The sequence below is a fragment of the Aquimarina macrocephali genome (assembly GCF_051627225.1).
GTDB lineage: Bacteria > Bacteroidota > Bacteroidia > Flavobacteriales > Flavobacteriaceae > Aquimarina > Aquimarina macrocephali.
Window position 1 is genome coordinate 5,693,574 of record NZ_CP151795.1, and the last position, 12,616, is coordinate 5,706,189.

Sequence of the window (12,616 nt, forward strand, 5' to 3'; positions counted from 1 at the left end):
TCTTGTCATCCAACACTTTATCATTTTTTAAATGTCAAACAAAACTACTTTTGGATTACTCACAAAAGGATGTTAATTGAAATGAAAAACAAAATGAAAAAAGTAAAACAGATCTCTCTTATAATTTTAGCTATTATAATTTGGACAGCTTTTATCGGCTATGGATTTATCGATGGTTTTTTATTAAGACCTATTACTTCCAAAAATACTTCGGAAGCGTTTATTGAAGCTACTAAAAACAAAATAGATAATGAGTTTGTGGGGAATTTTGCAATGACATTAATCGAAGATGGAAAAGTATCAGAAAACTTCTTTTATGCTATTGATCAACCTGTAAATGAACGCACTATTTTCCCAGTTGCTTCAGTTAGTAAATGGGTTACCTCATTTGGAGTTTTAAAATTGGTAGAGCAAGGTAAATTGGATTTGGATAAACCCATTGACGACTACCTTACAAGGTGGCATCTTCCTAAAAGTGAATTTGATAATAAAAAAGTAACCGTTAGAAAATTACTTTCTCATTCATCAGGTTTAGTTGACGACCTTGGGTATAACGGTTTTACATCTAATGAAACTGTACAAACCATTGAAGAATCATTAACCAAAGCATCTGATGCGCCTTATTCTGAAGGAGTTGCAAAAGTAGGTTATGAACCTGGCAGTAAGTATATGTACTCGGGAGCAGGTTATACCATATTACAGTTATTAATTGAAGAAATTACAGATCAATCTTTTCAGGATTATATGACGCAAGAGGTTTTTGAACCTCTGAAAATGGAAAATTCTACTTTTGTTCTATCTGAAAAACCAAATCTACAATTAACTCAAATATATAAAGAAGACGGTACAAAAAGAGAATTTAACAAATTTACGGCACTTGCAGCAGCAGCATTAGTCACTTGTACGGAAGATTTATCGAAGTTTTTGTTAGCAAATATTTCTAGTAATAATGTTCTTTCTAAAGAAACCATCACAAAAATGAGCACAGCCGAAACGTTTATAAATGATATTGGCGTTTATGGATTAGGCCCCCATCTTTATAGTCAAAATGATCAGAACTCTAAAATAATAGGACATGATGGAAGTGGAAATAATGCTATTAATACAGCAGCAAGAATTGATCTCAAATCAAAAAATGGAATCATAATTTTAGAAACGGGTAATTACAATTTAGCTTCATCAATAGCAGATGAATGGATTTTTTGGAAATCAGGAATTGCTGACTATGTAGTAATGCAACGTAATAAGTCTTATGTATTAACTTTATTAGCAATAGGTTATATAATTATCATTGTTTTATCAATATTCATAATCCGAAAAAACAATAAACAAAGAAAAATAGCTGAAGGGAACAATATGTAAAAAACATAGCTATTAAAATGAAAAAATTGACTCTGTTTTAATCCTAAAAACTAGTACTTTTTTACATACTACGTTTTAGATATAAAGCCATTGTCAACAATAAAAAATCACTCAGTATAAGAGAATCCAAATTTGGTAAATACATTAAACGTTATACAAAAGTTTCAGGAATTGAAACTAATCTATTTCAATCTTATTTATACTCTCAAAAATTAAAGCAAAACGAAAATAATTCAATTTCTTAATCAAGATTAAGAAATATCTACTAGTGTCCTCATACCTTTGCTTTAAATTAGTTTTAAGTGGAATAATAATAACATCTTCCATTGGCCTAATAAGCTATACGAAACAAAGAAGAAGTAATAGATAATAATCTGCCAACACTACAAGAAAAACCGAGATAAATGAAAAAAATTGGAATTATAACAACAATAATTCTTGTGACTATACTGATGAGTTGCAATACGGATAAATCAAAACCTAAGGCCGAAAATCAGGAAACGAATTACACCGAAAAAAAACCAGATACCCAGGCCAAATACCTAAAACCTTTTAAATCGGATCTGCCAACCATTGGACTTTTAATGTATAACGGAGTACTTCAAGGTGAGGTCATTGCAACATCTGATGTTTTTGCAAAACCGACCGTAAATGGAGAACAAATTTTCAATGTCATTACCATAGCCGAAACTGAAAATCCAATACTAACAGAAGAAGGAATTAGAATTGTACCAGATTACTCTTTCCAGAATTGTCCGAAACTAACAGCCCTATTTATACCAAGTGCTTATGACATGTACGCACAGGTTCATAATGACAAAATTGTGGATTTCATAAAAGAGAAAAATAACGAAACTAAATATATCGTGAGTAATTGCGCTGGAGCCCAACTAATCGGTAAGTCTGGAATTGCAGACGGGCACAAAATTGTGACATGGATTGGTGGTGGCATACAACTACAAAAGGATTATCCGAATTTAAAAGTACAGAATGATAGTTTAGTAACTTTTGTCGAGGACGGAAAATTCAGCTCCTCAAACGGTAATTTGGCTAGTTATGTTTCCGCATTGAACTTATTAGAAAAAATGACCAGTCTCGAGCATAGAAAGTTTGTCATAAGTTATTTATATCTTGAGCGGCTTCAAAATTGGAACAACTAAGCACAGCTAGCAACAAGACACGCAATAAACCAAATAAGGCTTAAAAATATTTCAGATAATTATTTCCACCAGGCCTGGGAACTCTATGAGAATGCATTTCCTGTAGAAGAGCGAAGAATATTGGATGCTCAGACTCATGTGATGAAGAAATCAAATTATCATTTTGATATTGTGGTTGATGAAAATAAATTGATAGGGTTTCTCTTATGGTGGGATTTTGAAACACTTAGATACATCGATCATTTTGCAACATCTACTGAACAAAGAAATAAGGGATTCGGAAAATTAATCCTTGAAAACTTTATGAATAATAATGACAAACCAATTCTGTTAGAGGTTGAATTGCCTAATACCACGATCAACCAACGTAGAATAAAATTTTACCAAAGAATTGGGTTTAAACTTAATCAACATTATTATGAAGTACCGCCTTCGACAGAAGGTCAAAAACCTTTACAATTACTATTAATGTCGTACCCAACACTCCTTACGGAAAAAGATGTTGAACAATTTACAGACATATGTCATCCCTCTATTTTTGAAGACTAAAAACATAGGTAATTCATCATTTTTTACTCTAAAGGTGCATTGTTAATTTTACTTAAATCCTCTAACACATCAAAAGTATAGTCTGTTATTTCGGTTATACCTATTCCATTAAGTCTTTTAATATGCATTTCTCTATATTTCTTTAGATACTCTTCATTTTTGAATAAATAAGTCGACCCAAAATGGTTTGTTCCTTCTTCATGAGTCCATATTTTCCAAATAACACCTTCTTCTTCGGCAATACTTTTTGCCAGATTTTTATTACCTTCCATAAACTCCTGTGTTACTGGACCATCATATTTTAAATGGAGGTCCCAAATTTTTAGTATACTCATTGTTCTTAAATTTTAATTACTATTTTATTTTTATTGATTATGTTTCAATTTTATATAACTTACTATAGATAGTAAAGTAAAAAATGCTGGATCAGACCAACCAAAACCATAGAAAATACCAGTGTAAATTGCATACAGTGTTATAATTACTCCCAATATATTTGTCCATAACAAACCCGTTAAGATCTTTTTCGCATACACACTTTTTTCTTTTACATCTCTAAACAACAGACTAATAACAGCAATTCCTCCTAAAAAAATAGTAGTGTGCTGTGACAAAAAAACTGAATATTTATCGTTCAATTCAAGTCCGTAGTTTGGCCATAATAGATTCGGAATAAAAAATAAACCCAACCCAAAGACTATATAAATTACTCCGTGAATTGTTAAAAATGTTTTGGTACTCATATCGTAACTTTTTTGTTTTACACTACAAAATTAGAATATATAGTTTACTTTTGATACTTATTTACAAAAAGATACTAATTTCCTTTAGGAAACTATTAAACTAAAATGCAGCAAGAAGAACCCTTATCAAAAGAATGCGTACAGCAATTAAGAGCTATTAAAGATACTATGGAATTGCTATCTGGTAAATGGAAAATACAAATAATGGGTACTTTACTTCGAGGTGGGACCATGCGATTTATGGAATTAAAGCGAGCTTTAGATGGAATAGCTCCAAAAAAATTATCAAATGATTTACAAGAACTCGAATTAAATAAACTGATCACCCGAACAGTAAAAGATACTAAACCTATTACTGTTGAATACTCCTTAACAGAACACGGGAAAACGTTAGATAATTTAATAGTCGAAATTATAGATTGGGGGCTTAATCACAGAAAAGAGATTATTAAAAAATAAAATGCAACTAATCATGAGTAAGTCATTAAAAATTATCTCATAACATGTCTATAAATATCATCGACATCTTTAATTGCTAGCAGATCAGTTTTTGGGTCGATAAATAATTGTGATGGCCTGCCATTAAGAGAAACTTTTGAGTTTACATATATAGACATATTTTCAATTCCTCTTTTGTTATATTCTTTTTTTAAATAGTGTGCGAATTGCCAGATCATATCGGGTTGAAAACTCATTTGTTTTTCTTGTATAACCGTTAAATGTTGCGAAGGATACACCGTAAATTTTTTCTGATTTTCGTGATCAACTACTGTAAATTCTGTAAATCCATTTTTTTCCATAATCATTACATGCCATGAAAACCGAAGACCATTCTCTGTCCACAAAAGATGATCTGTAAGTATTGTGTGTCGTAATGGAAATGTAAATTGAAAAACAAAATAAATCAACAATAAGGGTATTGCAATTTTACTAGTCTTATATTCCTTTGTAGTAATCGCGGGTAATCCCTTTATGGAGATTCTTATTTTTTTACCAATAGCTTTCCATTCATCTGCAGTAATAAATATTAAACTTCCTGCCATCATTAGCCATGGGAACATACCGATATTAAAAAGAATATAGGTTAACACATGAAAAATGATAACCAATATATAGGCCCATGGTCTACAACGCTTATTCCATAATAAAAAAGGAATACTTAAGTCATATACCATACCTATCCAGCTAAATGCATATGCAGTACTATCATATTGAAACAACTCTCCTATTAACGGAATATCTGTTCTAGCCCCAAGCCATATTTTGAGGGGTTGTGCTTCAAAAAGCCAATCTGATTTTAATTTTGCAATTCCGCCAAAGATATACACCACTGCTATTTGCAATTTTAGAGCAATAATAGTCCATGATGGCACTTTGGATAATCGTATGTTTTTATGTATTAAAGCATCTATACTATAATTGCGATGTGCGGGGAGCCATATCAACAAAAAAGCTACCAATGAAGCAAAGTAGTAGTGATTTAAATACCACGATTTCTCTATGAGTTCTAAATAAGTAAACGATATAAAAAATAAAACAGCAGATACTCTATACAACATTCCTAATCCGACAAATAAGGCAAATACAGCAGATGCACCAACTATTATGTACATAATTGTAGTATCTAATGGCTGTATCCAATCAAAATATTGATAGGTGAAATGAAATTTTGGTGAGGTATAACAATCTTCAATCCAACCTTTATACATAAATCGCAATTGCGAAAAACACATTAAAAAACCAAAGGCGATTCTATAAATCGCCAAGGGTAGTATTGAAGTGGATTTGCTGAATATTTCGTATATTCTTTTAATCACCGTCGTTATCATTAAATGTTATTGTAGATCCAAGTACATTAGCCATATCTACCTTAACCAATACTAATAAATCTCTAAACGAATCCTTAAGTGCAGTCATTGCTTCTGGATTAGAGGTTATCTCTTCTTTTAATGTTCCTTTGATGTCATCTAGTCTGGACTGACAAACGGAAAACTGAGTTATAATTTTATTAGAAAAATTCTCACTTCCGATAAGGGTTAAGAAATCATCAAACCCTACACGAAAAGGTGTTTGCGCAAAGTCACCTGTATAACATCGTTTTAATGCTACAAGGTGTTGTTGTAGTATTTCTTTAGAAAACCCACTATAATAGGCTTCTAAACGTTCAGACTCGATGGTACCTCCATTAGAATCTCCTAGTGGGCTACCCAGTTTTGAGATTATAATTTCTTCAATCAAAGTGACCATAGCATTAATAATCTGATTTTGGCTACCGCTGATTCCATTTTCTAATGCACTGGTAAAACTTTCTTCATTTGTTTCCCAAAGGTTCTTTAACTCAACAGATTTTGTCTTTAAATTTTCGCTTAAAGCTACCAGATACTCAAGTCTGCGTACAGCGTTTTCATCTGTTGTAAATCTATTGAGTGTAGCTGTCTTTCCTTCCGAAGAAAAAATAAGGTATTCTATACCAGAAATTCCTTTTGATGAAGATCCAATTGATGCTATAAAATTTGTGTTAAGTACTTCTGTTCCTATTATATTTTCATCAATTCTTTGTGTATCAGTAGGCCAGCGATTGATTTCGAAGCTAATAAAACTATTGGCAACATTTCCTAAATCATAAAGTTCTAATTGTTTCCAAACCAATTGTACAGCTTTCCATTGTTCCTGAACCAATTGTAAATTAGCTAGTGTTATTTCATTCTGAAAACGTTTAATAGATTGTTCTAATAGTTCTGATTGCTCGACAAAATTTACATTAAGTGGTGCAATTTCATTAGTGTATATATTGGTAAGCTGATTTTTTTTATAGAATTGCACTTCTGAAGTATATTCTGAATCATCTTCACAACTAATGAATGAAGAACTAATAATTACCCCTAATAATACAACGGTTGTATATATTTTTTTTATTGAAAAATTCATCTATAATGATTTGATAAAGTCGATTAGTTTAGTTCTGTCTGCTTCTGCCAGATTCATAAATTCTTTCTTAGAAGCTGTTGCTTCTCCATCATGCCACAAAATGGCTTCTTCGATAGTACGAGCGCGACCATCGTGAAGTAAATTAGTATGATTGTTTACCGTTTCTATGAGTCCAATACCCCATAATGGTGGTGTACGCCATTCTTTTCCGGTAGCTTTAAAGTCAGGTGTATTATCAGCCAAACCATCCCCCATATCATGAAGTAATAAATCGGTATATGGTCGAATCGTTTGGTTTTCTAATGCTTTTATAGTGTGTGTTCCGGTATTCATTACTGGAATATGACAAGCTACACAGTTGGATTTTTCGAATAATTGTTTTCCTTCTAATATCTCTTGTTTATCATGATCCCTTCGACCAGGAACGGCAAGTGTACTCGAATAAAGAGCAACTTTATCAAGGTTTTCATCTGTAATCTCTGGTGTTCCTCCATTAGCTATGGTGTTACAATCTACTCCAGGAGGGCAATTTTCATCTGGAAATAAGGAAGAACTAATTCCCATATCTCCAGAAAAAGCTCCTGCCACTTGTTGTTTTAAATTGGGTTGGTTACTTTTCCAGCCAAAACGTCCAATTTTAACTGATTGGGTTTCTATATCATACACATAGTTAGGTTTTCCCGAGATACCATCTTTATTACTATCTGTTTCATCAGCAAAACTTAATAATGTACTTTCAGGAACCGCATCCAGTAAACCAAGGCCGATCATTTGATTTGCAACTCTGGGCGAAATCTGAACATTCGCAGCAAGCGGACCGTAATTTAAATTTATAAAACTATAATTAGGTTTTTGTAAAGCAACACTAGTTCCATCTGGATAGGTCACTTCTATAGGTTCGTATGTGATTTTTATATCTCCTTCTACCAAAATCCCTGGTATAACACCATCCTGAAATTGCCCTCCATAATTAGGATCAGGAAGGTTCCCTCCTACTGTATTGGTCCCCGGAATACTAAGTCTGAATAATAACCCTGTGGATTTTTCTCCATCAAATTTTGGTGCACGTCCTCGCCCATCTTTAAAATGGCATCCAGAGCATGAACGAGAATTAAAAAGTGGTCCTAATCCATCTCTGGCTGTTGTTGATGCAGGAGCTGTTACCCAATTTTGGTTAAATAAAGAGTTTCCTGTAAAAAAAAACAATCCATTTTCTTCATCCAGATTTGGTGCCTGAAAACCAAAAGCATTTTGAGATACATCAAAAACCGTAGTTTCTCCGCCAGAAAAAGCTTCATTCTTTTCTGGTGTCAAAATCACATAATCAGAATCATCATCGTTATTGCAACTTGCAAGTAGTAAAAGAATACTAAAGAGTAGTATATATTTAAGTAAAAATTTATGTAACATCTATTCTATTTTTCAACGACAAAATCAGAACCCTATAATAAGGTTCTGATTTCATTAATTTTTTGGTAAAAAGGTTACCTTACTCAGGTAAATCTGAAGATACAGTAATCCCTAGTACATTACCTCCTTCAACAAATTTATCTCCCAAAGCTCTAAGTGCATTTACTGCCGCTATTACCTTTGGTCTTTCAGCAGCATCAGAAATTGCAAAATCAAAAGGTGTAGCTGTTGCATTTACTGCTGATTCAGCAGCTGCCAATTGTGCTGTGATCTCTGCACCTAAGGTTGCATTTTTTTTCGTTATCAAATCTTCTAAAGAACTACCATTTATAGTCGTATAACTTCCTCTAAATACATTAGCAACTCCAGCTAGATTTAATCGCAAATCTCTATGCGTATTATCACTAAAACAAGAGTGTTCATCTTCTTGATTCTGGTTATCATACGCTACAAAAACTCGTTCTCCAGCTAATTCGGATTTGGCAAGTGTAGAGATTCCCGTAAGCATATTTTTTAAAGCAACATCTGCTTCTAAAGCTAAAAATGTTGAACGGTATGTACCATTAACTTTCCATTCATCTAATAGCAACTGGAGATGATCAAGAAGTAAATCTGCACAAACTGCTAAATAATCTCTTCTTCTACTTTGATTGGATGCAGTACCTCCATCAACAAAATCAGTAAATGGTCGTTGACCTGCTTCTTTTGCTGAAGGGAGAGAGTTATCTTGTCCCCATAAAAGAAATTCGATAGCATGATATCCTACACTAATATTTTTTTCGCCCCCATCCTCGTTTAATACTTCTAATGCTGCTTTATTAATAGTAGGATGTGTAGTTGGATCATTAATAATTCCTGAATTAGCATTACCACTTACATAATCAACATAGTTTTCATCTAATGGCCAAGCATTCAATACTCCTTCTGGACCGTCATTATCATCAATTGGACCACTTGCAAACCTAAAGGCTTCTGTTTGTCCATATGTTTCTCGAGCTGTTTTCCATGCTGCTTTTGCGGCATCAAAATTTACTTGAGTAGGTGTTGCTACAAATGTATTGATAGCGGTTTGCATTGCTTTAGCTCCATCATATGCATCCTGATAATTTTTGAATACAAGATTTGCGTAGTTTTCTATTACTGCAGACTTCTCAGCAACCGATTGATCAGTCGGGTTCGAGTTATCATCATCACTAGAGCACGAAACTGCTCCTAATACCATCACACTTAAAAAATAATATCCAATTAGTGTCTTTTTCATCTTATACTTATTTAGACCGTTTTAAAATAAGGAGCAAATATATTTTTTAGATGCTACAAAAACAACTTTATTTAGATTAAATTTAAATAAATATTACTACTTCACTATCAGAAGTTTATCCTGTTTACAGGCTCATATTTCATTATATAATACAACGGCAGGCCTCATTCTAATATAGAATAAGGCCTGCCAAACTCAACCCACTAACTAAACTAATAGATAACTAAACTTGTTATTGCATCATTTTTTTGGACAGTTCTTGTAACTGTGCAGATTTTTTCTGCATATAATCACTTAGTTTTTTCACATCATCTGCAGAAAGATTCCCCATTACTTCCTGAGCTTGTGTTCCTAATTTTTGTCCTTGTTCTCCAAGAGAAGCGAAAGCTGTCATATCCTTACTTTCTACTGCTTTTTTATACTCTTCGATATAAGCTTCATAAGAGTTCACATACTCCTGAACTTTTCCGTCGCTAAAATTAGGCACTCCGTTAGCAGATTGTGAAGAAGTATTCTCTTCTGTTTTTTCTTCAACTTTTTCTACTTCATCTTTAGAAACTGATGTATCTGATTTAGTTTCACTCTTACATGATACTGCTAGTATCGCTATTACTAATGAAAGATTTAAGATTACTTTTTTCATGATTTATTTATGTGTTAATTATTTATGATTTTTTATTCATATTGATACCACAAATTTGATGTATTTGGTAAGGTTGCCAAACACCCTTTTCAGTGAAAAAAGAACACCCTGAAAACAGGGTATTCAAATAGTAATCATAAATCGGTCCTGCGATAAGAAGAAACAGAACTTTTAATCTCTTCTTTTATATTAACTGTATATATTATACATTTATAATCTTACAACATAACACCTCTCTATAAATTAAGATCTATGACAATACAAGACATTATCAATTGGTTTGCAAATAATCCAAATCTTATACTTGGTTATTTTGCTGTTATTATTGCTATATCTTTACTAGGGTTAATGTTTGTAAATCAAAGAAATTTTAGATCTCCTGTAAATTATTTTTATGGAGTCTTAGTATATGCAGTAACTATTCCTGGATTATTGGCTCTAATAATTGTTTTGTATAGTTTTTTCTTTTTAAAGACTAATCTGCTACATGTGAATGTATTGGCTTATTTTGTTCCTGTTGTTTCTATGTTTGTCACCTTATTTATTATTAATAAAACGGTGCCCATGTCTAGAATTCCGGGTTTTGAAAAACTTTCTGGATTATTTATCATCGTTGCTATAACTTTTATCATTACGTATATATTGCAACGTATGTTTTTTGGGGTTTTCTTTGTTGGAAGATTTCAATATTTGCTATTATTCTTCCTTGCATTACTTCTTATTCTAAGAATCGCCTGGAAAAAAATCATAAAATAAACAATCCCAGAGATAAGCCACAAGTAAGCTTCTAGCTATTTGATATAAGATTCTGTTAGATAGTAAAACAAGTTCAACACAGGGTTGGTTAGATTTTGATTATCAAAATTACTATGAGTTAAGCATAGTTGCCTTTATTTGTTTAACAATTTCGATATGATCCAGTCCAAAATCTTTCCAGGCAAGGTTTAACTCTTTCATATCAAAATGCTTAACAATAGTTCCATAATCGGCACGTTTTCCATCGATGGTAGGGTAACCAATTACATAAATACTATCTGCCAGTTCTACAGCCAGTTCTATATCATGTGTAGAATAAATAATCGTATTAAATTCGTGTGAAGATGTAATCAGGTTAAATGCATTTTTAACATCTTCAATGTTTCCAACATCAAGACCCGAAAAAGGTTCGTCTAAAACCATATAATGACCAGAACATAGTATCTGTTCGATTATTGCTGTACGCTGTCTCTGTCCTCCGGATAACTCACAAGGATATTGGTCTTTTACTTTTTCTAAGCCCCAATCAGACAGGTAACTCATTATTTTAGTATGCTTTTCTTCTTTAGAAATATCTTTTTTACGAAGTGCAAACAGTAAAGCCTGATACACCGTTTTATTTCTAAACAAGGTATATTTTTGATCTACAAAACCAATATCTCCTTCATGTACTTCTTTGGCATCGTTTTCTGAATCTGTTTCGGTATCGGCAATCAGTATTTTTCCTGTAGTTGGTTTGATCAAGCCTGTCATCGCTCTAAATAATGTAGATTTACCTCGACCAGAACGTCCTACAAAAGCGATAACCTGACCAGTAATATTGTTTTCCCGAACAACATCTTTTTCTACAAAATTAATATCCTTTATTACAGTTTTATCACCATAAGCGACACTTAATTTTTCTACATATAATAATGTATTATGCGTACTATAGTTCATTCTACTTATATTTTGGAGTATCTAAAAAAGGCTTTTCTCAAGTAATCTAAGACAAAATCTATAGATAAGCCTACTAATAATATTACTATTTGTAATGCTATGATTCTACCGTGATTCATGAATTTATCAGAATTTTTGATTAAAAATCCTAATCCACCAGCCGCTACAAGGATAGATTCTACAGTTACAAGCATCATCCAAACGATAGCCAGGTTTTGTCTGATTACTTCTATAACATGGTCAATTCTTCCTTTTACAACAACTTCCCATAGTACTTCCCAGCGATTACATTGTAAAGAACGTGCATGATCAAATTCTTCTTGTGGTATCGAGCTAATCATGCTCAACAATGATGTGGTAAGGTATGTAGTCATAAATACTACCAACACCCATACTTGCATGGTTCTGGCGTCACTAATAAGGATAGCCAGATAAAAAGATATACCTGTAAGCGGAAGGTAACGAAGTTTACTTAACGTTTTTGCTATTGGTGTTATTACAGGAATTGTAGATAGATAGGTGACAATTAAAGAAATGACGACCGCTATAAGTATTGCTTTTATACATAGTAGTAAAGAACTGCCAATATGTACCACCAGCCCTTCATTATAAAGTTCTGTAAATCCTGTTAGTACTTGTTGTGGAGAAGGAAACAAATGCCTCTCTCCCATACTGGAAACGAACCAAAAAATCAACACTATTGCTACCCATACACCTATAATGAGTAACCTGCTATTTTTGCTAACCTTTTCGAACGGTTTGAATAAATACTTCATAATAAACTAGCTATTAAAAAAGAAAGCCGTCTACTATGTAAAATCAATGTTTTACAAACATAAGACGGCTCTTATTAATTGGATGTCAT

14 protein-coding genes are annotated in these 12,616 nt (G+C 32.6%); 5 read left to right on the top strand and 9 right to left on the bottom strand.

The annotated features are described in order from the left end of the window. The first annotated feature begins 93 nt into the window (after window positions 1–93). From AAFU52_RS25085 to AAFU52_RS25095, 3 genes are all read left to right on the top strand, one after another. Entirely contained in the window at window positions 94–1,362 is a 1,269-nt protein-coding gene (locus AAFU52_RS25085) for a serine hydrolase domain-containing protein (RefSeq protein ID WP_438424220.1), read from the top strand. Window positions 1,363–1,766: 404 nt separating this feature from the next. Continuing rightward, window positions 1,767–2,522: a DJ-1/PfpI family protein gene (locus tag AAFU52_RS25090; protein ID WP_438424222.1), complete on the top strand. Its 756-nt coding sequence runs from the start codon at window positions 1,767–1,769 to the stop codon at window positions 2,520–2,522. A 48-nt stretch (window positions 2,523–2,570) separates the two neighbouring features. After that, window positions 2,571–3,071 (top strand): GNAT family N-acetyltransferase, encoded by a 501-nt coding sequence (locus AAFU52_RS25095; protein WP_438426659.1) that lies wholly within the window; start codon window positions 2,571–2,573, stop codon window positions 3,069–3,071. Window positions 3,072–3,094: 23 nt separating this feature from the next. Here AAFU52_RS25095 and AAFU52_RS25100 read toward each other — a convergent pair whose 3' ends face one another. Further along, window positions 3,095–3,406, bottom strand: coding sequence for a monooxygenase (locus AAFU52_RS25100; RefSeq protein ID WP_035092507.1), 312 nt, complete (start codon window positions 3,404–3,406; stop codon window positions 3,095–3,097). Between the two features lie 30 nt (window positions 3,407–3,436). After that, window positions 3,437–3,814 carry a hypothetical protein gene (locus tag AAFU52_RS25105; RefSeq protein ID WP_438424224.1) on the bottom strand — a complete coding sequence of 126 codons (378 nt, stop codon included), beginning with the start codon at window positions 3,812–3,814 and terminating at the stop codon, window positions 3,437–3,439. A gap of 105 nt (window positions 3,815–3,919) precedes the next feature. On the opposite strand from AAFU52_RS25105, the gene AAFU52_RS25110 reads away from it, so the two are divergent. Then, window positions 3,920–4,273, top strand: a complete 354-nt coding sequence (locus AAFU52_RS25110) for a winged helix-turn-helix transcriptional regulator (protein ID WP_024771361.1) — start codon at window positions 3,920–3,922, stop codon at window positions 4,271–4,273. 32 nt (window positions 4,274–4,305) lie between these two features. Here the strand turns inward: AAFU52_RS25110 and AAFU52_RS25115 are convergent, their stop codons facing one another. The 5 genes from AAFU52_RS25115 to AAFU52_RS25135 all read right to left on the bottom strand — a co-directional run bounded on the left by AAFU52_RS25115 (window position 4,306) and on the right by AAFU52_RS25135 (window position 10,056). Further along, window positions 4,306–5,643, bottom strand: coding sequence for an HTTM domain-containing protein (locus AAFU52_RS25115; protein WP_438424227.1), 1,338 nt, complete (start codon window positions 5,641–5,643; stop codon window positions 4,306–4,308). Beyond that, window positions 5,624–6,742 carry an imelysin family protein gene (locus AAFU52_RS25120; RefSeq protein ID WP_438424228.1) on the bottom strand — a complete coding sequence of 373 codons (1,119 nt, stop codon included), beginning with the start codon at window positions 6,740–6,742 and terminating at the stop codon, window positions 5,624–5,626. Before AAFU52_RS25120 ends, AAFU52_RS25115 begins: the two co-directional genes overlap by 20 nt. Next, window positions 6,743–8,152 carry a di-heme oxidoreductase family protein gene (locus AAFU52_RS25125; RefSeq protein ID WP_438424230.1) on the bottom strand — a complete coding sequence of 470 codons (1,410 nt, stop codon included), beginning with the start codon at window positions 8,150–8,152 and terminating at the stop codon, window positions 6,743–6,745. 79 nt (window positions 8,153–8,231) lie between these two features. Next, window positions 8,232–9,413 carry an imelysin family protein gene (locus AAFU52_RS25130; RefSeq protein WP_024771358.1) on the bottom strand — a complete coding sequence of 394 codons (1,182 nt, stop codon included), beginning with the start codon at window positions 9,411–9,413 and terminating at the stop codon, window positions 8,232–8,234. Window positions 9,414–9,645: 232 nt separating this feature from the next. Then, window positions 9,646–10,056: a hypothetical protein gene (locus AAFU52_RS25135; protein WP_024771357.1), complete on the bottom strand. Its 411-nt coding sequence runs from the start codon at window positions 10,054–10,056 to the stop codon at window positions 9,646–9,648. 252 nt (window positions 10,057–10,308) lie between these two features. Between AAFU52_RS25135 and AAFU52_RS25140 the strand changes: the two genes are divergently transcribed. After that, complete coding sequence (locus tag AAFU52_RS25140) at window positions 10,309–10,812, top strand: hypothetical protein (RefSeq protein ID WP_438424232.1); 504 nt, start codon at window positions 10,309–10,311, stop codon at window positions 10,810–10,812. 111 nt (window positions 10,813–10,923) lie between these two features. Here the strand turns inward: AAFU52_RS25140 and AAFU52_RS25145 are convergent, their stop codons facing one another. Both AAFU52_RS25145 and AAFU52_RS25150 read right to left on the bottom strand, forming a co-directional pair. Continuing rightward, the gene (locus AAFU52_RS25145; protein ID WP_024771355.1) at window positions 10,924–11,751 is read right to left on the bottom strand and encodes an ATP-binding cassette domain-containing protein; all 828 of its coding nucleotides are present in this window, start codon (window positions 11,749–11,751) and stop codon (window positions 10,924–10,926) included. A gap of 5 nt (window positions 11,752–11,756) precedes the next feature. Further along, a complete protein-coding gene (locus AAFU52_RS25150) occupies window positions 11,757–12,527 on the bottom strand; it encodes an ABC transporter permease (RefSeq protein ID WP_084050440.1) in 771 nt (256 codons plus the stop codon). Window positions 12,528–12,616: the final 89 nt, after the last annotated feature.

Coding starts and splice junctions, on each gene's coding strand:
- AAFU52_RS25085 (WP_438424220.1), top strand. CDS start 94: ATGAAAAAAGTAAAACAGATCTCTCTTATAATTTTAGCTATTATAATT.
- AAFU52_RS25125 (WP_438424230.1), bottom strand. CDS start 8,152: ATGTTACATAAATTTTTACTTAAATATATACTACTCTTTAGTATTCTT.
- AAFU52_RS25100 (WP_035092507.1), bottom strand. CDS start 3,406: ATGAGTATACTAAAAATTTGGGACCTCCATTTAAAATATGATGGTCCA.
- AAFU52_RS25145 (WP_024771355.1), bottom strand. CDS start 11,751: ATGAACTATAGTACGCATAATACATTATTATATGTAGAAAAATTAAGT.
- AAFU52_RS25110 (WP_024771361.1), top strand. CDS start 3,920: ATGCAGCAAGAAGAACCCTTATCAAAAGAATGCGTACAGCAATTAAGA.
- AAFU52_RS25135 (WP_024771357.1), bottom strand. CDS start 10,056: ATGAAAAAAGTAATCTTAAATCTTTCATTAGTAATAGCGATACTAGCA.
- AAFU52_RS25130 (WP_024771358.1), bottom strand. CDS start 9,413: ATGAAAAAGACACTAATTGGATATTATTTTTTAAGTGTGATGGTATTA.
- AAFU52_RS25120 (WP_438424228.1), bottom strand. CDS start 6,742: ATGAATTTTTCAATAAAAAAAATATATACAACCGTTGTATTATTAGGG.
- AAFU52_RS25105 (WP_438424224.1), bottom strand. CDS start 3,814: ATGAGTACCAAAACATTTTTAACAATTCACGGAGTAATTTATATAGTC.
- AAFU52_RS25115 (WP_438424227.1), bottom strand. CDS start 5,643: ATGATAACGACGGTGATTAAAAGAATATACGAAATATTCAGCAAATCC.
- AAFU52_RS25150 (WP_084050440.1), bottom strand. CDS start 12,527: ATGAAGTATTTATTCAAACCGTTCGAAAAGGTTAGCAAAAATAGCAGG.
- AAFU52_RS25140 (WP_438424232.1), top strand. CDS start 10,309: ATGACAATACAAGACATTATCAATTGGTTTGCAAATAATCCAAATCTT.
- AAFU52_RS25090 (WP_438424222.1), top strand. CDS start 1,767: ATGAAAAAAATTGGAATTATAACAACAATAATTCTTGTGACTATACTG.